Source organism: Pseudomonas sp. Z1-14, assembly GCF_051132005.1.
In the GTDB taxonomy this organism is placed as follows: domain Bacteria; phylum Pseudomonadota; class Gammaproteobacteria; order Pseudomonadales; family Pseudomonadaceae; genus Aquipseudomonas.
Genome location: NZ_CP071646.1, coordinates 5553576 through 5572084, shown reverse-complemented (window position 1 = coordinate 5572084; position 18509 = coordinate 5553576). Strand labels below are relative to the sequence as shown.

13 protein-coding genes and 2 tRNA genes are annotated in these 18509 nt (G+C 60.7%); 11 read left to right on the top strand and 4 right to left on the bottom strand.

Features of this window, described 5'->3' with window-relative positions; all coding sequences use genetic code 11:
- Positions 1-26: 26 nt before the first annotated feature.
- The 4 genes from J3P89_RS25635 to J3P89_RS25620 form a co-directional block, all read right to left on the bottom strand.
- Positions 27-1592, bottom strand: a complete 1566-nt coding sequence (locus J3P89_RS25635) for an ABC transporter permease (RefSeq protein WP_434696036.1) — start codon at positions 1590-1592, stop codon at positions 27-29.
- Positions 1592-2602 (bottom strand): extracellular solute-binding protein, encoded by a 1011-nt coding sequence (locus tag J3P89_RS25630; protein ID WP_434696035.1) that lies wholly within the window; start codon positions 2600-2602, stop codon positions 1592-1594. The genes J3P89_RS25635 and J3P89_RS25630 overlap by 1 nt, the downstream gene beginning before the upstream one ends.
- A gap of 285 nt (positions 2603-2887) precedes the next feature.
- A tRNA-Leu gene (locus J3P89_RS25625) sits at positions 2888-2974 on the bottom strand.
- 175 nt (positions 2975-3149) lie between these two features.
- A tRNA-Leu gene (locus J3P89_RS25620) sits at positions 3150-3236 on the bottom strand.
- Between the two features lie 226 nt (positions 3237-3462).
- Between J3P89_RS25620 and rnr the strand changes: the two genes are divergently transcribed.
- The 11 genes from rnr to J3P89_RS25565 all read left to right on the top strand — a co-directional run bounded on the left by rnr (position 3463) and on the right by J3P89_RS25565 (position 18397).
- Positions 3463-6081, top strand: coding sequence for a ribonuclease R (gene rnr, locus J3P89_RS25615; RefSeq protein WP_434696034.1), 2619 nt, complete (start codon positions 3463-3465; stop codon positions 6079-6081).
- The gene (gene rlmB / locus J3P89_RS25610; RefSeq protein ID WP_434569997.1) at positions 6078-6839 is read left to right on the top strand and encodes a 23S rRNA (guanosine(2251)-2'-O)-methyltransferase RlmB; all 762 of its coding nucleotides are present in this window, start codon (positions 6078-6080) and stop codon (positions 6837-6839) included. The genes rnr and rlmB overlap by 4 nt, the downstream gene beginning before the upstream one ends.
- Positions 6840-7142: 303 nt before the next feature.
- Positions 7143-7571, top strand: a complete 429-nt coding sequence (gene rpsF / locus J3P89_RS25605; protein WP_003186395.1) for a 30S ribosomal protein S6 — start codon at positions 7143-7145, stop codon at positions 7569-7571.
- A gap of 28 nt (positions 7572-7599) precedes the next feature.
- Positions 7600-7830, top strand: a complete 231-nt coding sequence (rpsR, locus tag J3P89_RS25600; protein WP_002551829.1) for a 30S ribosomal protein S18 — start codon at positions 7600-7602, stop codon at positions 7828-7830.
- A gap of 36 nt (positions 7831-7866) precedes the next feature.
- Positions 7867-8760, top strand: coding sequence for a hypothetical protein (locus J3P89_RS25595; RefSeq protein WP_434696033.1), 894 nt, complete (start codon positions 7867-7869; stop codon positions 8758-8760).
- Between the two features lie 18 nt (positions 8761-8778).
- On the top strand, positions 8779-9225 hold the full coding sequence (gene rplI / locus J3P89_RS25590; RefSeq protein WP_003186385.1) for a 50S ribosomal protein L9: 447 nt from the start codon (positions 8779-8781) through the stop codon (positions 9223-9225).
- Positions 9226-9342: 117 nt separating this feature from the next.
- Positions 9343-10740: a replicative DNA helicase gene (gene dnaB, locus J3P89_RS25585; protein WP_014336312.1), complete on the top strand. Its 1398-nt coding sequence runs from the start codon at positions 9343-9345 to the stop codon at positions 10738-10740.
- Positions 10741-10946: 206 nt separating this feature from the next.
- Positions 10947-13247 carry a YgiQ family radical SAM protein gene (locus tag J3P89_RS25580; protein ID WP_434696032.1) on the top strand — a complete coding sequence of 767 codons (2301 nt, stop codon included), beginning with the start codon at positions 10947-10949 and terminating at the stop codon, positions 13245-13247.
- A 302-nt stretch (positions 13248-13549) separates the two neighbouring features.
- Positions 13550-14470, top strand: a complete 921-nt coding sequence (locus tag J3P89_RS25575) for an NAD synthetase (RefSeq protein ID WP_434696031.1) — start codon at positions 13550-13552, stop codon at positions 14468-14470.
- On the top strand, positions 14467-14928 hold the full coding sequence (locus J3P89_RS25570; RefSeq protein ID WP_434696030.1) for a hypothetical protein: 462 nt from the start codon (positions 14467-14469) through the stop codon (positions 14926-14928). Before J3P89_RS25575 ends, J3P89_RS25570 begins: the two co-directional genes overlap by 4 nt.
- Before the next feature lie 175 nt (positions 14929-15103).
- Positions 15104-18397 (top strand): DUF2126 domain-containing protein, encoded by a 3294-nt coding sequence (locus J3P89_RS25565; RefSeq protein ID WP_434696029.1) that lies wholly within the window; start codon positions 15104-15106, stop codon positions 18395-18397.
- Positions 18398-18509: the final 112 nt, after the last annotated feature.

Below are 18509 nucleotides of genomic sequence, written 5' to 3'. Positions count from 1 at the left end.
GAGCGAGCCTGCTCGCGAAAGCGATTTCAGCGGCTCAGATACATCCGCGTCGTCAGCAAATAGACCGGCAACCCCGACACCAGGATAAGCAGCGCCGCGTAAGGCGCCGCTGCCGCAAATTCGACGTTCGAGGTATGTGCCCAGACCGCTGTCGCCAGGGTGTTGAGCCCGGTCGGGCTGAGCAGCAAAGTAGCAGTCAGTTCTTTCATCGCGTCCAGGAACACCAGTGCAAATGCCGCCCCCAGCGCCGGGAAGATAATCGGCAAGGTCACCCGGCAAAACGCACTGAAAGACGAAGCCCCCAGCGTGCGAGCCGCCTCTTCCAGCTGCGGCGCGGCCTTGTTCAGCGCCGTGCGCACCGGCGCCTGGGCCAGCGGCAGGAACAGCAGCGCGTAGGCAATCAGCAGCAAACCCGAGGTCTGATAGAGCGCCGGCACATAGTGCAGCGCGAAATACACCAGGCTCAGGGCAATCACCAGGCCTGGCAGTGCATGCAGCAAATACGGCAGGCGTTCTGCCCATAGCGCCAGGCGCCCCTTGTGACGGACCACCAGCAGGCCGACCGGCACCGCGAGTACAAGGCACAGCGCGGCGCCGCCCAGTGACAGCGCCAGGGATGACAGCAGGGCTTCGCCGATCTCGCCCACCGGGAAGGCGGCGGAAGTGCCCACCGCCAGCCAATACACCAGCATCCCCAGCGGAATACCGCTGCCAATGACCGTCAATGCCGCGCAATACAGCTGGCCGAGGAACGCCCAGGGGCCGAGCCGTACCTGTTCCGGGCGGCGTGCCGCGCCTTGTCCGGTGCGTACGTGGCGGCCCTTGCCGCGCACGCGCAATTCCAGCCACAACAGTGCCAGGCAAAGCACCAACAGCACCGCTGACAGCATGGCGGCATTGGCGTTGCTGAACTCCAGCTCGAATTGTTGATAGATCGCGGTGGTAAACGTTTGCAGTCCGATGATCGACAACGCGCCGAACTCCACCAGCATGTGCAAGGCAATCAACAGTGAGCCGGCCAGCAGCGAGGGCCAGAGCAATGGCAGGGTGACGCGAAAAAACACGCCCCAGCGATTTTGCCCCAGGGTTCGTGCGGATTCCTCAAGAGAGGGATCGAGATTGCGTAGCGTTGCCGCCACCGGCAGGAAAATCAGCGGATATTTGGACAGCGTCATGACCAGGATGGCCCCGCCCAGTCCTTCGAATTGAGCGCTGAGCGATACCCAGGTGAAGCTGCTGACAAACGCCGGCACTGCGAATGGCAGGCAGAGGATCACGCCCCAGACCCTGCGTCTCGGCAGATTGCTGCGCTCCAAAAGCCAGGCCAGGGACAGGCCGATCACGCCACAGGCCAGCGTGACACCGATCATCAGCGCCAAGGTGTTGCGCAGCAGGCCGAATACATAAGGCCGCCAGAGCAAGTGCAATGCTTCTGTCCAGCCGGCCTGCCAGGCCTTCGCGATGACATACAGGAGCGGCAACGCGCTCAGCAGCACCAGCAGCAGAACCGGGAGCAGCAGACCGATCGACGGGCGCTTGCGCCGGGGAATATAGCTCCCCGCGACAGGGGGCGCGTTCAGCGACGGTGTCATCAGTTCAGGCCGACTTCACGTTCCAGCTCCAGGGCTTCTTCAGCATTGCCGAGGTCGGCCGGAGTGACTTTTGGCGGTTCAAGTTCACTGAACGGCTTGAGGCCGCGGTCCGACACCATGCCTTTGTGCAGGGGGTACTCGGCGGACGTTTGGGTAATCACGCGCTGGCCTTCTTCACTGGCCATATAGGCGAGCAGTTGTTGGGCTTCCTTGGGGTGCTTGCTGGATTTCAAAGCGGCAGCGCTGGACACGGTCACCAGGCCGCCGGCATCACCTCCGGTGAAATAGTGCAGCCTGGAGTCGAGCTGGCCTTTCTCTCGCTGCAGCGCGAACCAGTAGTAATTGTTCACCAGGACCGTCGCCACTTCGCCGTTTTCCACGGCCTTGAGGGCAACCATGTTGTTGCTGTAGACCTTGCCGAACGCGCGTAGCCCGGTGAGCCATTCCTCGGCGGCGTCCATCCCGTGCAACTTGATGATGGCGACGGCTTGCTCCTGGAACGCGCCGCTGGTTGGTACAAAGCCGACCTTGCCCTGCCATTGCGGCTGGGCGAAATCGAGGACGGTTTTCGGCAGATCTTTCTCGTCGATCAGTTTGGGGTTGTAGGCAACCACACGCACGCGGGCGGTCACGCCCATCCAGGTGCCATTGCTCGCAACATAATCCTTGGGTAGTACGTTGAGCGTGGCGTCGTCGATCTCCGCCAGCAGCCCTTGCTCGCCGAGCTTGTTCAAGGGCGGCGACTCTTCGGTGTAGATCACGTCGGCAGGGGAGCGCTCGCCTTCTTCGACAACCTGGCTGGCGAGCTGGTTGCTGCTGCCCTTGCGCACGTTGACGTGGATGCCGGTCTTGGCCTCAAAGGCCTTGGCCAGTTCATCGCCAACTTCTTTGTGCTGGCCGTTGTAAAGAGTCAGTTCCACCTTGTCGGCGGCTTGGGTGAGGGGCGTTGCGAGGGTCAGGCCGAGCAGGGTGCAGGTCAGGGCGCGGCGCAGGGTGGTTCGAAACATCATTCGCGGGGGTTCCTCACTGTCGTGTAGCAAAAACTTGTAACAATGATAAACGATATTGTTTCTCATGTGCGTCTTGACGATAAGTGGGGGAGTCTGCGTGGCGAGGGAGCTTGTCCCCGCTGGGCTACGCAGCAGCATCCAGAGGTCTGAATGAATTGATGGGGAGGGCTATGCCCTCCAGCGGGAGCAAGCTCCCTCGCCACAGGGCATCTGGCCCGGAAATGCAAAAACCCGCTTTCGCGGGTTTTTGTGAGGTTCAAGGTACGTAAACCTTGAAGCTTGAATTGGTGCCCAGAAGAAGACTCGAACTTCCACGACCTTGCGGTCACCAGCACCTGAAGCTGGCGTGTCTACCAATTTCACCATCTGGGCAGTATCTTCAGCGTTGCCGCTGTTGATGTCGCGCACTATACGGAGCGCGTTTTGATCTGTAAACCCCTGTTTTTGTTTTGGTAATTGCCAAAACGAAACGGCGGGGGCAAAAATGCAAAAACCCGCTTTCGCGGGTTTCTGTGAAAGCTCGCAGACATTATCTGCTGCTTGAAATTGGTGCCCAGAAGAAGACTCGAACTTCCACGACCTTGCGGTCACCAGCACCTGAAGCTGGCGTGTCTACCAATTTCACCATCTGGGCAATATCGACAACGTGTGTGCGTCGTCGATGGCGCGCACTATACGGAGCGTGTTTTTAACTGTAAACCCCTCGGTGCAAAAAAAAAGCTAAATTTCACGAGCGGTGCAATCACAGGCTTTAAAGGCGTGTCAAAAGGCTTTAGAAAAGGCATCTGACGCTTGAAATTTCCCGTTTCATTACGCCTATGCCAAACTAACCCGCATATAGACAAGGTGAAAACTCTCTAATGGCCGATTGGCAGTCCCTCGATCCCGAGGCCGCTCGTGAAGCGGAAAAATATGAAAACCCTATTCCTAGCCGCGAACTGATCCTGGCGCATCTCGCCGATCGGGGTTCGCCTGCTAGCCGTGAGCAGTTGGTCGAAGAATTCGGTCTGACCACCGAGGACCAGCTCGAGGCCCTGCGCCGCCGTCTGCGCGCCATGGAGCGCGACGCTCAACTCATCTATACCCGTCGTGGCACTTATGCGCCGGTCGACAAGCTCGATCTGATCCTGGGTCGTATTGCCGGGCACCGCGACGGCTTCGGCTTCCTGATTCCGGATGACGGCAGTGACGACCTGTTCATGAGCCCGGCGCAGATGCGCCTGGTGTTCGACGGCGACCGCGCCCTGGCCCGTGTTTCCGGCCTGGATCGCCGTGGGCGTCGTGAGGGTGTGATCGTCGAAGTGGTGTCCCGTGCCCACGAGACCATTGTCGGTCGTTATTTCGAAGAGGGCGGCATCGGTTTTGTCGTCGCCGACAACCCGAAGATCCAGCAGGAAGTGCTGGTGACGCCGGGCCGCAACGCCAACGCCCAGGTCGGTCAGTTCGTCGAGGTGAAAATCACCCACTGGCCAACCCCGCGCTTCCAGCCGCAAGGCGACGTGGTGGAAGTGGTCGGCAACTACATGGCTCCGGGCATGGAAATCGACGTTGCCCTGCGCACTTATGACATCCCCCACGTCTGGCCTGAGGCGGTGCTCAAGGAAGCTGCCAAGCTCAAGCCGGAAGTCGAAGAGAAGGACAAAGAGAAGCGCATCGATCTGCGCCATCTGCCGTTCGTCACCATTGACGGCGAAGACGCCCGGGACTTCGACGACGCGGTCTACTGCGAAGCCAAGCCAGGCAAGTTGCGCTTGTTCTCCGGCGGCTGGAAGTTGTACGTGGCGATTGCCGACGTCTCCAGCTACGTAAAGCTCGGCTCTGCACTGGATGCCGAGGCCCAGGTGCGCGGCAACTCGGTGTATTTCCCCGAGCGCGTCGTGCCGATGCTGCCCGAGCAGTTGTCCAACGGCCTGTGTTCGCTCAATCCCCAGGTCGATCGCCTGGCCATGGTTTGCGAGATGGATATCTCCAAATCCGGCGAGATGACCAACTACTGCTTCTATGAAGCGGTGATCCATTCCCATGCCCGCCTGACCTACAACAAGGTCAGTGCGATGCTGGAAACGCCGAAACTCGCCGAATCGCGCAAGCTGCGCGGCGAGTACACCGACGTGGTGCCGCACCTCAAGCAGCTCTACGCGCTGTACAAGGTATTGCTGGCGGCGCGTCACGTGCGGGGCGCGATCGATTTCGAAACCCAGGAAACCCGGATCATCTTCGGTACCGAGCGCAAGATCGCCGAGATCCGTCCGACGATTCGCAACGACGCCCACAAGCTGATCGAGGAGTGCATGCTGGCGGCCAACGTGGCCACGGCCGAGTTCCTGAAGAAGCATGAAATTCCTGCGCTGTACCGCGTCCACGACGGTCCTCCGCCAGAGCGTCTGGAAAAATTGCGGGCATTCCTGGGCGAGCTTGGCCTGTCGTTGCACAAGGGCAAGGAAGGTCCGTCGCCGAAGGATTACCAGGCCTTGCTGGCAAGCATCAAGGATCGTCCGGATTTCCACCTGATCCAGACCGTGATGCTGCGTTCGCTGAGCCAGGCGGTGTACAGCGCCGACAACCAGGGCCACTTCGGCCTGAATTACGAAGCCTACACCCACTTCACTTCGCCGATCCGTCGCTACCCCGACCTGCTCACGCACCGGGCGATTCGCAGCGTGATCCACTCGAAGATGGACACCCCACACGTCAAGCGTGCCGGTGCGATGACCATCCCCAAGGCGCGTATCTACCCGTACGACGAGGCGGCCCTGGAGCAGCTCGGCGAGCAATGCTCGATGAGCGAGCGACGTGCCGACGAAGCGACCCGCGACGTGGTGAACTGGCTCAAGTGCGAGTACATGAAGGATCGCGTGGGTGAGTCTTTCCCGGGCGTGATCACCGCAGTGACCGGTTTCGGCCTGTTCGTCGAGCTGACCGATATCTACGTCGAAGGCCTGGTGCATGTCACCGCGCTGCCGGGCGACTACTACCACTTCGATCCTGTGCATCACCGCCTGGCGGGCGAGCGCACCGGTCGCAGCTTCCGTCTTGGCGATACCGTTGAAGTGCGGGTGATGCGCGTCGATCTGGACGAGCGCAAGATCGACTTCGAGATGGCCGAAAAAACCATCAGCGCGCCGATCGGTCGCAAGAAGCGCGGCACCGAAACGGCTGCGCCAGCAACCAAGACCGCCGCCGAGCCTGCCCCGGCCAAGTCGGGGCGCCGCGGTTCGGCCAAGGAGAAGGCTGTCGAGGCCTATCGCCCGAGCGATGCGGCGGCGAAAAACGCCGAGTTGCGCAAAAGCCGTGAAATGAAACAGGCGTTGCTGGCCGAAGCCAAGAACGGTGGTAAAGCGGCGTCTGGGGGAAAGACCGGAAGGTCGGCCCCGGACAAGGCGACCAGCAAACCGAGCAAGCACCGTAAGGGTCCGCCGAAAGCGGGCTCGTCCCCAGCCAAGAGTGGCGGGGCGCGTAAACCCAAGGGCAAGTCATGAGTCAGCTGGAAAAAATCTACGGCGTGCATGCCGTGGAGGCGCTGTTGCGTCATCACCCCAAGCGGGTCAAGCAGATCTGGTTGGCGGAGGGGCGCAGCGATCCGCGTGTCCAGACGTTGATCGAGTTGGCGGGCGAGAATCGCGTGGCGGTCGGCCAGGCCGAGCGACGCGAGATGGACGCTTGGGTTGAAGGCGTGCACCAGGGCGTCGTGGCTGAAGTCAGCCCGAGCCAGGTCTGGGGCGAGGCGATGCTCGACGAGCTGCTCGATCGTACCGAGGGCGCGCCCTTGCTACTGGTGCTGGACGGCGTGACCGACCCGCACAACCTCGGCGCCTGCCTGCGTTCGGCGGATGCCGCCGGGGCGTTGGCGGTGATCGTGCCAAAAGACAAGTCGGCCACCCTGACCCCGGTCGTGCGTAAAGTCGCCTGTGGCGCGGCGGAAGTGATCCCACTGGTGGCCGTGACCAACCTGGCGCGCACCCTGGAAAAACTCCAGCAGCGCGGCTTGTGGGTCGTTGGCACGGCGGGCGAGGCCGAGGTCAGCATCTATGACCAGGACCTGACCGGCCCGACCATCCTGATCATGGGCGCCGAAGGCAAGGGCATGCGCCGCCTGACCCGCGAGCATTGCGACTACTTGGTCAAGCTGCCGATGGCCGGCAGTGTCAGCAGTTTGAACGTCTCGGTTGCCACCGGCGTGTGCCTGTTCGAAGCCCAGCGCCAGCGTGGGGCCAAGGCAGCCGCCAAAAAGCCCTGATCGCAGTACACCCTTGTGGGAGCGAGCCTGCTCGCGAAAGCGGACTGACATTCGATAACTATGTTGAATGACGCACCGCTTTCGCGAGCAGGCTCGCTTCCACATTGGTCTGTGTGTAACTGAAAGCGATGACTGTTCAAATAATCGCCAATTGCCTTGCGCCGCCCTCGACCCTTCTCTACAATTGCGCCCCTTGCTGTGATGGCAGGCACTTATGTGTCTAGCGTCCTCAAGTCCATAAGTGTCATTCACTCCTTGTCTGACCGTTTTTGAGCGGCAGGCTACAACCCGTAAGGAGCATTCATGCGTCATTACGAAATCATCTTTTTGGTCCACCCGGATCAAAGCGAGCAAGTCGGCGGCATGGTTGAGCGTTACACCAAGCTGATCGAAGAAGACGGCGGCAAAATCCACCGTCTGGAAGATTGGGGCCGTCGTCAACTGGCCTACGCAATCAACAATGTTCACAAGGCTCACTACGTGATGCTGAACGTTGAGTGCACCGGCAAGGCCCTGGCCGAGCTGGAAGACAACTTCCGCTACAACGATGCAGTGATCCGTAACCTGGTCATCCGTCGCGAAGAAGCCGTCACCGGCCAATCCGAGATGCTCAAGGCTGAAGAAAACCGCAGTGAGCGCCGTGAGCGTCGCGACCGTCCTGAGCACTCTGACAGCGCCGATGGCGATGACAGCGATAGCGACAGCGACAACAGCGATAACGCTGACGAGTAATCCACGGACCTTTTAAGGAGCCAATCACATGGCACGTTTCTTCCGTCGTCGTAAATTCTGCCGCTTCACCGCTGAAGACGTGAAAGAGATCGATTACAAAGATCTCAACACTCTGAAAGCCTACGTATCCGAGACCGGCAAAATCGTTCCAAGCCGTATCACCGGTACCAAAGCACGTTATCAGCGTCAGCTGGCCACCGCTATCAAGCGCGCCCGCTTCCTGGCCCTGCTGGCCTACACCGACAGCCACGGCCGCTGAGACCGGGCAGTCGATACGTAGCAAAGGATTGAATGCATGCGCGCCTTAGCTGAGTTCATCATGCGCGGTCGTATGCAGGCCACTCTCGTAGTGGCTGGATGCGCGGCATTGCCGTTGTTGTATTGGTTGGGTGCTGCCGCGGTGAGTCTCGTACTCCTGCGGCGCGGATTGAGGGACGCCCTTGGCGTTCTTGCTCTGGGACTGCTGCCGGCCTTGCTCTGGTGGTTGTATTCCGCTGACCCGCGGGCACTGATGGTGCTGCTGGGGTCTTCGGCGCTGGCGTTGGTGTTGCGCGCTAGCGAATCCTGGAACCGCGTGCTGCTGGTCAGCATAGCGATGGGAGTGGTGTTTTCAGTGGTGCTCGGGGTGGCTTTCGCACCCCAGATCGAGATGCTCTCGCAGGCTTTGATAAAAATCCTGCCCGAGGCCCTCGGTAATCTCTACCAACAGATGTCGGCAGAGGAGCAGGCGCGTTTCGCGTCCCTGATCGCACCGGTCCTGACCGGCCTGATTGCGGCCTTGTTGCAAATCGTCAGTGTGCTGAGCCTGATTATCGGGCGCTACTGGCAAGCGTTGTTGTACAACCCGGGTGGTTTTGGTCGCGAATTTCGCGCCATTCGTTTCCCGCTCGGGCTGGCGATGTTACTGCTGGCGGGCATGCTCCTGGGGCCGAATTTCGGTCCGCAGATAGCCATGCTCACGCCGTTGTGCAGTGTACCGCTGGTGTTTGCCGCCCTGGCCCTGATTCACGGGCTTGTGGCGCAAAAGCGACTGGCCAGGTTCTGGCTGGTCGGGTTGTACGTCACGTTGTTGCTGTTCATGCAGCTGATCTATCCGTTGCTGGTGGTCCTGGCCATCGTCGACAGCCTGATTGATTTTCGCGGTCGTATGGCGCCGAAAGACGCCGACAACGCGAACGGTGAAGGTTAAAAGTTAGAGGATTTTCACATGCAACTGATCCTTCTGGAAAAAATCGCCAACCTGGGCAACCTGGGCGACAAAGTAAACGTTAAGGCCGGTTACGGCCGTAACTACCTGCTGCCTTTCGGCAAAGCCACCGCTGCGACCGCTGCCAACCTGGCTGCGTTCGAAGAGCGTCGCGCTGAGCTGGAAAAAGCCGCCGCAGACCGTAAGGCATCGGCTGAAAGCCGTGCTGCCCAACTGGCCGAGCTGGAAGTGACCATCACTGCCACCGCTGGCGACGAAGGCAAGCTGTTCGGTTCGATCGGTACTCACGACATTGCTGACGCACTTACCGCCTCCGGCGTTGAAGTTGCGAAAAGCGAAGTTCGTCTGCCGAACGGCACCATCCGCAACGTAGGTGAATTCGACGTAGCCGTGCACCTGCACGCCGAAGTTGAAGCCACCGTACGCGTTGTCGTGGTAGCAGCCTAAGCAACACCTGTCGGTTGGCACCCTCGGGCGCCAACCGGTAACATCGGGCACGATCCTGTCTACAGGTCGTGCCCTTTGTCTTTCTGCAATTCCTGATTTTCATAACCTGACGTGGCCATGAACGAAATCACCGCCCCCGAGCAATACGATCTGCAAACCGCTGCCTTGAAGGTGCCTCCGCATTCCATCGAGGCCGAACAGGCCGTGCTCGGTGGTCTGATGCTGGACAACAACGCCTGGGAACGCGTGCTTGATCAAGTCTCCGACGGCGATTTCTATCGGCATGACCACCGCCTGATTTTCCGCGCGATCGCCAAGTTGGCCGATCAGAACATGCCGATCGACGTCGTGACCCTGGCCGAGCAATTGGACAAGGAAGGTCAGACATCCCAGGTCGGCGGCCTCGGTTACCTCGGCGAACTGGCGAAAAACACGCCGTCGGTCGCCAACATCAAGGCTTACGCCCAGATCGTGCGCGAGCGGGCGACCTTGCGCCAGTTGATCGGCATCAGCACTGAGATTGCCGACAGTGCGTTCAACCCGGAAGGTCGCACCGCCGCTGAGATTCTCGACGAAGCCGAGCGGCAGATCTTCCAGATCGCCGAGGCGCGGCCGAAAACCGGCGGCCCGGTGAGCGTCAACGACCTGCTGACCAAGGCCATCGACCGCATCGACACCTTGTTCAACACTGACAACGCCATTACCGGCCTATCCACCGGCTACACCGACCTCGACGAGAAGACCAGCGGCCTGCAGCCGTCCGACTTGATCATCGTCGCCGGCCGTCCGTCCATGGGTAAGACCACCTTTGCGATGAACCTGGTGGAAAACGCCGTGCTACGCAGTGAAAAGGCTGTGTTGGTGTACTCCCTCGAGATGCCAGGCGAATCGCTGATCATGCGTATGCTTTCGTCCCTCGGGCGTATCGACCAGACCAAGGTCCGTTCCGGCCAGCTGGAAGACGACGATTGGCCGCGCCTCACCTCGGCGGTGAACCTGCTCAACGACCGCAAGCTGTTCATCGACGATACCGCAGGTATCAGCCCGTCGGAGATGCGCGCCCGAACCCGCCGCCTGGTGCGTGAGCACGGCGAGGTCGGGCTGATCATGATCGACTACCTGCAGTTGATGCAGATCCCCGGCTCTAGCGGCGACAACCGGACCAACGAGATTTCCGAGATCTCCCGTTCCCTCAAGGCCCTGGCCAAGGAATTCAACTGCCCAGTCGTTGCCCTTTCGCAGTTGAACCGTTCCCTGGAACAGCGCCCCAACAAGCGTCCGGTGAACTCGGACTTGCGTGAATCCGGAGCGATCGAGCAGGACGCCGACGTCATCATGTTCGTCTACCGTGACGAGGTGTATCACCCCGAGACGGAACACAAGGGCATCGCCGAAATCATCATCGGCAAGCAGCGGAACGGGCCGATCGGCTTCATCCGCCTGGCGTTTATCGGCAAATACACGCGCTTCGAAAACCTGGCGCCGGGTAGCTACAATTTTGATGATGACGAGTAAATCTGTTCGCTTGACCCGCCTTTGTGGCGAGGGAGCTTGCTCCCGCTGGGCTGCGTAGCAGCCCCCAGTTTGCACATGTAATCCAGATGTGCGGGGGATCCGGCTGCTGTGCAGCCGGGCGGGAGCAAGCTCCCTCGCCACAATTGGTTATTTTTTGTGCTATATTCCGCGCCCGCGATTTTTCATCTTCTATACCGGTCATCGACATGCAAGCAGCCAAGCCATTATTCGATTATCCCAAGTACTGGGCCGAATGTTTCGGACCGGCGCCGTTCCTGCCGATGAGCAGGGAGGAGATGGATCAGCTCGGCTGGGATTCGTGCGACATCATCATCGTGACCGGTGATGCCTACGTCGATCATCCGTCGTTCGGCATGGCGATCATTGGCCGCCTGCTGGAAGCCCAGGGCTTTCGCGTTGGCATCATTGCCCAGCCGAACTGGCAGTCCAAAGACGACTTCATGAAGCTCGGCGAGCCCAACCTGTTCTTCGGTGTCGCGGCCGGCAACATGGACTCGATGATCAACCGCTACACCGCCGACAAGAAAATCCGTTCCGATGACGCCTACACGCCGGGCGGTTTGGCGGGCAAGCGGCCGGACCGTGCGAGCCTGGTCTATAGCCAGCGTTGCAAGGAAGCCTACAAGCACGTGCCGATCGTCCTCGGCGGTATCGAAGCGTCCCTGCGCCGCATCGCCCACTACGATTACTGGCAGGACCGGGTGCGCAACTCGATCCTGATCGACGCCTGCGCCGACATCCTGCTCTATGGCAACGCCGAGCGGGCGATTGTCGAAGTGGCCCAGCGCCTGTCCTACGGCCACAAGATCGAAGACATCACCGACGTGCGCGGCACCGCATTCATTCGCCGCGACACGCCGCAAGGCTGGTACGAAGTCGATTCCACGCGCATCGACCGTCCGGGCAAGGTCGACAAGATCATCAACCCGTACGTGAATACCCAGGACACCGCTGCCTGCGCCATCGAGCAGGAAAAGGGCCCGGTCGAGGACCCGAGCGAAGCCAAGGTCGTACAGATCCTGGCGAGCCCGAGGATGACCCGCGACAAGACCGTGATTCGCCTGCCATCGGTAGAGAAGGTGCGCAACGACGCGGTGCTGTATGCCCACGCCAACCGCGTATTGCACCTGGAAACCAACCCGGGCAACGCCCGTGCCCTGGTGCAGAAGCACGGCGAAGTCGACGTCTGGTTCAACCCGCCGCCCATTCCGATGACTACTGAGGAAATGGACTACGTGTTTGGCATGCCTTACGCGCGTGTCCCGCATCCGGCGTATGGCAAGGAAAAAATCCCCGCTTACGAGATGATCCGCTTCTCGGTAAACATCATGCGTGGCTGCTTCGGTGGCTGCACCTTCTGCTCGATCACCGAGCACGAAGGCCGGATCATCCAGAACCGCTCGGAAGAATCGATCATTCGCGAGATCGAAGAGATCCGCGACAAGGTCCCTGGTTTCACCGGGGTCATTTCCGACCTCGGCGGCCCGACCGCGAACATGTATCGCATCGCCTGCAAAAGCCCGGAAATCGAGTCCGCGTGCCGCAAGCCGTCCTGCGTGTTCCCCGGCATCTGCCCGAACCTCAATACCGACCACTCGTCGCTGATCCAGCTGTACCGCAGCGCTCGTGCGTTGCCTGGGGTGAAGAAGATCCTCATTGCCTCCGGCCTGCGTTACGACCTGGCGGTCGAGTCGCCGGAGTACGTCAAGGAGCTGGTGACCCACCACGTCGGCGGTTACCTGAAGATCGCCCCGGAGCATACCGAGGAAGGTCCGCTCAACCAGATGATGAAGCCGGGCATCGGCAGCTATGACAAATTCAAGCGGATGTTCGAGAAGTACACCAAGGAAGCCGGGAAAGAGCAGTACCTGATTCCGTACTTCATCGCGGCTCACCCGGGCACTACCGACGAAGACATGATGAACCTGGCGCTGTGGCTCAAGGGCAACGGCTTCCGGGCCGACCAGGTGCAGGCGTTCTATCCGTCGCCGATGGCTACGGCCACCGCGATGTACCACTCGGGCAAGAACCCGCTGCGCAAGGTCACCTATAAGAGCGACGCGGTGACCATCGTCAAGAGCGAAGAGCAGCGCCGCCTGCACAAGGCGTTCTTGCGTTATCACGACCCGAAAGGCTGGCCGATGCTGCGCGAAGCGCTGACCCGCATGGGCCGCGCCGACCTGATCGGCCCGGGCAAGAACCAGTTGATTCCGTTGCACCAGCCTGCCACCGACAGCTACCAGAGTGCCCGTCGCAAGAACTCGACCCCGGCTGGCAGCCATAAGGTCGGTAAGGAGACCACCAAGATCCTGACCCAGCACACCGGCCTGCCGCCGCGGGCCAGTGACGGCGGCAATGCCTGGGATAAACGCGAGCAAGCCAAGGCCGCTGCGTTCGCCCGTAATCAGCAGGCTGCCAAGGAGCGCAAGGATGCGGCCAAGGGCAAGGGACCGAAGCCTGCGCGCAAGCCGGTTGTGCCGCGCTGATCGCCCCGCCCAATCGCAAGACGCCAGCCTGAGTGCTGGCGTTTTGCTTTCTAGCGGCAGTGCTGGCCGTTTGTTATCGTGGCGCCCGCCAACGGCGTAACGGCGGATAACATAGCCTTTGTAGCGAGGGAGCTTGCTCCCGCTGGGCTGCGAAGCGGCCCCAAACAACCCCATGCAATGTTCCCGGGCAGACCGTGCCGGCCGGTTTACGACGGCTTCGCCGCCGAGCTGGAGCAAGCTCCCTTGCCACAGGTGTTCAATGTGGATAAAGGCCCACTTTCCGATTCTCAAGGACGATTCATATGAGTACCCCTTTGCCGGGCATCGGCATGGATAACAGCATTTCCCAGCGAATGGCTCGCCAGCGCATCGAAAGCCAGATCAACCTGCCACGATTGTTTGCCGCCATTGACGCCGATCCCGGCATCGTCGGTGCTGGTGTGGTGTATATCGATGCTGAATTCAATGTAGTGACCCTGCGTGAGTTCAAGCCGATCTGCAGCATCAACCCCAAGCGGATTATCTTGCGTGAGGCGCAAAAGTACATTGCGCCGGCTCAGTTTGCTCAGCAGGTGCAGGACAATCCACGGGAATCACGACTGGTTGGCGAAGCGATCAATACCTCGTTGTCGTGCGCTGGGGCCGTTATCGGTTGGGTAGTGGTACTCAGCGGTTCCGTTGCTATTCCATTCTCTGCGGGGGCCAGCACTGCAATCGCTGTTCTGGGTTACACCGCCGCTGCGGCCAGCACGGCGCAGTGTTTTACCAGCGGTTATCGCATGCGCAATGAAATGGTTAACCCCGCCCGAAATGATCAGCTCGATAGTGAAGAGTGGTACCAGTACACCATGATCGCATTGGACGCTGCGTCGTTGGTTGGGGTTGGAGCATCGTCGCTGACGACGCTCAAACTGGTCAGATTGAACAAAGCTGCGACGGGCAAAAGTGTGCGGGAAGTACTTCGGGGATTGAATCGTCAGGAGCGAGCCAAACTCACCAAAGAATTGCTGAGTATCAATGACCCGCGCTTGACCTCCAAATTGCTCAAATTGAAACAACTGTCTGGCGAGCTACCCAAGCGTTTTACGTCTACTCAAATTAGGCATGCCACGGTCACGCAGATTCGGGATGCTTTGGGAGCTGCCATCGGCTTCACTGGAAGCGCGATTTCTGGGAATGTCCGGACTATTGCTGTAGGGCTGTATGAGGAGATTGAGGAGTGAGTGTCCAGCCCAGCATCCGCCAATTTCTATCGCAATATTTTCCGGTCTTCATGGGCGCGATATTCGCATCGATTTTTTCTTTGGTTTTTGCTGTTCCACTGTTTTTTGATAGCTATTTTGGGACGCTATCAATGGCGGATAACGTGAAGTGGTCTTTCTGGGGGGGCATCACGCTTACGCTTGTTGTGGTGCATTGCAACTTCATGATTGCGCGCGGACGCTCATTCTGGGTATGGCCCTTGGTAGGGGTGTCTGGGTTGTGTTTTTTATGTGTATTACCCACTATCGAATATCGACCTGATTCGCTGATCTACAGTTTGAGTTTATTTTTTCCATTGGTTGCTCTGTTGCTGCTCAACAGCAAACGCCACCGGGAAATGCGCCGCAAGCTCGTCGAGATCCGCCACCAGCGCGAACGCATCATCCAATCCGCCAAGGCCTCGCGCCCGCGCCGTTGAGTCGATTCGCTACCGCCCGCGCCGCATTTATGTGCGGCCTTTGCAGATCAATACAGGCATCGCGCGGTTTTAGTGCTCTACTGCCCTGAGTAGACGTAGAAAGTGTCCGACCTGCCTGCATGGCATAAGTCTTGCGCCGCTTTCGATAACGCCCAGGCTCCGCAGGAGGCACGCCGTGTCGATCCATGTCGCTTTGCACCATGTCACACACTATCGCTACGAGCGCGCTGTCGAACTCGGTCCGCAGATCGTGCGCCTGCGCCCGGCCGCCCACAGCCGTACACGCATTCTTTCATATGCGCTGAAAGTCTCGCCCGATCAGCACTTCATCAACTGGCAACAAGACCCTCAGGGCAATTACCTGGCGCGGCTGGTGTTCCCGGAAAAGACCGATGAGCTGCGGGTCGAGGTCGATCTGGTCGCCGAGATGGCGGTGTTCAATCCATTCGACTTTTTCCTTGAGCCCTACGCCGAGAAGATTCCGTTTGCCTATGCGGCCGACGAGAAACATGAACTGATGCCCTATCTGGAAAAGCTGCCGCTGACGCCGAAGTTCAAGGCTTATCTGGACGGCATCGACCGCACGCCGCTGCCGGCGGTGGACTTCCTGGTGGGGTTGAACCAGCGCCTGAGCGAAGACATCGGTTACCTGATCCGCATGGAGCCCGGCGTGCAGACGCCGGAGCACACCCTGGAGCATGCGTCCGGTTCCTGCCGGGATTCGGCCTGGCTGCTGGTGCAACTGTTGCGTCATCTGGGCCTGGCGGCGCGGTTTGTCTCCGGTTACCTGATCCAACTGACCGCCGATGTGAAAAGCCTCGACGGCCCGTCCGGTACGGAAGTGGACTTCACCGACCTGCATGCCTGGTGCGAGGTGTACCTGCCCGGCGCCGGCTGGATCGGCCTGGACGCCACGTCCGGGTTGTTCGCCGGTGAAGGGCATATCCCCTTGGCTTGTAGTCCCGATCCGTCCTCGGCAGCGCCGATCAGCGGCCTGGTGGAACCTTGCGAGTGCCAGTTCAGCCACGAGATGTCCGTCGAGCGAATCTGGGAGGCGCCACGGGTAACCAAGCCATACACCGAAGAGCAATGGCAGGCGATCCAGGCGTTGGGCCGGCAGATCGACAGCGACCTGCTGGAGGGCGACGTGCGCCTGACCATGGGCGGCGAGCCGACCTTCGTTTCCATCGACGATCCGGACGGCGCCGAGTGGAATACCGCAGCGCTCGGCCCGGACAAGCGTCGCCTCTCCGCCGAGTTGTTCCAGCGCATGCGCAAGCACTACGCGCCCGAGGGGTTGGTGCACTTCGGTCAGGGCAAGTGGTACCCCGGCGAGCAACTGCCGCGGTGGTCGCTCAACTGTTATTGGCGGCGTGACGGCGTGCCGATCTGGCGCGACAACGCGCTGATCGCCGATGAACAGCAGGACTACGGCGCCGATGGCGAACTGGCCGGGCGCTTCCTGGCGAGTGTCGCCGAACGCCTGAATATTCCTGCGCGGTTCGTCTTCGCTGCCTACGAAGATAATTTCCATTACCTCTGGCGCGAGGGTAATTTGCCTTCGAACGTGACAGCCGAGGACCCTAGGCTCGAGGATCCCCTGGAGCGGGCGCGGTTGCGCAAGGTGTTCAGCCAGGGCCTGGACAAAGTGGTCGGCCAGGTCTTGCCGCTGGCGCGCACCGCCAAGGGCGATCAATGGCAAAGCGGCCGCTGGTATTTGCGCGACAGCCATTGTCGGCTGGTGCCGGGCGATTCGCCGCTGGGCTATCGCTTGCCGCTGGCGGCGCAGCCATGGGTGACGGCAGCCGAGTATCCCTTCATCCATCCCACCGACCCGAACCAGGACTTGCCCGAGTTGCCCGGCACCGAGCAGCTCACCCATCACGGCGAGCCGGCCCTGGAACAGGAGCGCGCGCCGAAGATCGACGAATCGGCCGATTGGCTGACGCGCACTGCGTTCTGTGCCGAGGCCAGGGACGGGCGGCTCTATCTGTTCATGCCGCCGCTGGAGCGGGTCGAGGATTACCTGGAACTGGTCAGTGCCATCGAGGCAACAGCCGAAGAACTGGGCTGCCCTGTGCTGTTGGAAGGCTACGAGCCGCCGAGCGATCCGCGCCTGAGCAATTTTCGCATCACGCCTGACCCGGGCGTCATCGAGGTCAACGTGCAACCGTCGGCGACCTGGGATGAGCTGGTCGAGCGCACCGAGTTTCTTTACGAGCAGGCGCGGCTGAACCGGCTGACCACCGAAAAATTCATGATCGACGGTCGACACACCGGTACCGGTGGCGGTAACCATTTCGTCCTGGGCGGCGCGACGCCGGCTGACTCGCCCTTCCTGCGTCGTCCCGACTTGCTGCGCAGCCTGATCAGCTACTGGCATAACCATCCGTCGTTGTCCTACCTGTTTTCCGGACTGTTCATCGGCCCGACGTCCCAGGCGCCCCGCGTGGACGAGGCGCGCAACGACGCGTTATATGAACTGGAGATCGCCTTCGCGCAAATGCCCGAGCCCGGCGAAGCGTGCCCGCCCTGGCTGGTGGACCGATTGCTGCGCAACCTGTTGATCGACGTGACCGGTAATACCCACCGCGCCGAGTTCTGCATCGACAAGCTCTATTCACCGGACGGCGCCACCGGGCGTCTCGGCTTGCTGGAGCTGCGCGCTTTCGAAATGCCGCCCCACGCCCGCATGAGCCTGGCCCAGCAGTTACTGCTGCGGGCGCTGGTGGCGCGGTTCTGGCGTGAACCCTACGCGCCGGCGAAACTGGCGCGCTGGGGCACCGAGCTGCACGATCGCTTCTTGCTGCCGCATTTCATCGAGCAGGATTTTGCCGATGTCATCGACGATCTCAATGTCGCCGGTTATCCGCTGCGGGCCGAGTGGTTCGCCGCGCACCTGGAGTTCCGCTTTCCCAAGGTCGGCGATTACGCGGTCAATGGTATCGAGCTGCAGTTGCGTCAGGCGCTGGAACCCTGGCATGTGCTGGGAGAGGAGGGCACGGCGGGGGGCACCGTACGCTACGTGGACTCGTCCCTGGAGCGCTTGCAGGTCAAGCTCAGCGGCCTGGCGCCACAACGTTATCTGCTGACTTGCAACGGCGTACCGGTACCCTTGCAACCCACCGGTCGAGTCGGTGAGTTCGTCGCCGGGGTACGTTTCCGCGCCTGGCAACCGGCCAACTGCCTGCAACCGACCATCCCGGTCCATGCGCCGCTGGTATTCGATGTGCTCGACACCTGGATGCAACGTTCGCTGGGCGGCTGTCAGTACCACGTGGCGCATCCGGGCGGGCGCAACTATGACAGCCTGCCGGTCAACGCCAACGAAGCGGAGAGCCGGCGGATGGCGCGTTTCTTCCGGATCGGACACACGCCTGGGAAACTTCCGATACCGAACCTGGCAACGGATGACGAATTTCCCTTCACTCTCGATCTGCGACGCTTCCAAGGGGCATTGAAGCGATAGATTTACCCTGTGGCGAGGGAGCTTGCTCCCGCTGGGCTGCGCAGCAGCCCCAGGATTTTACGGTCGCTGCGCAACCGAGCGGGAGCAAGCTCCCTCGCCACGATGATTGCCC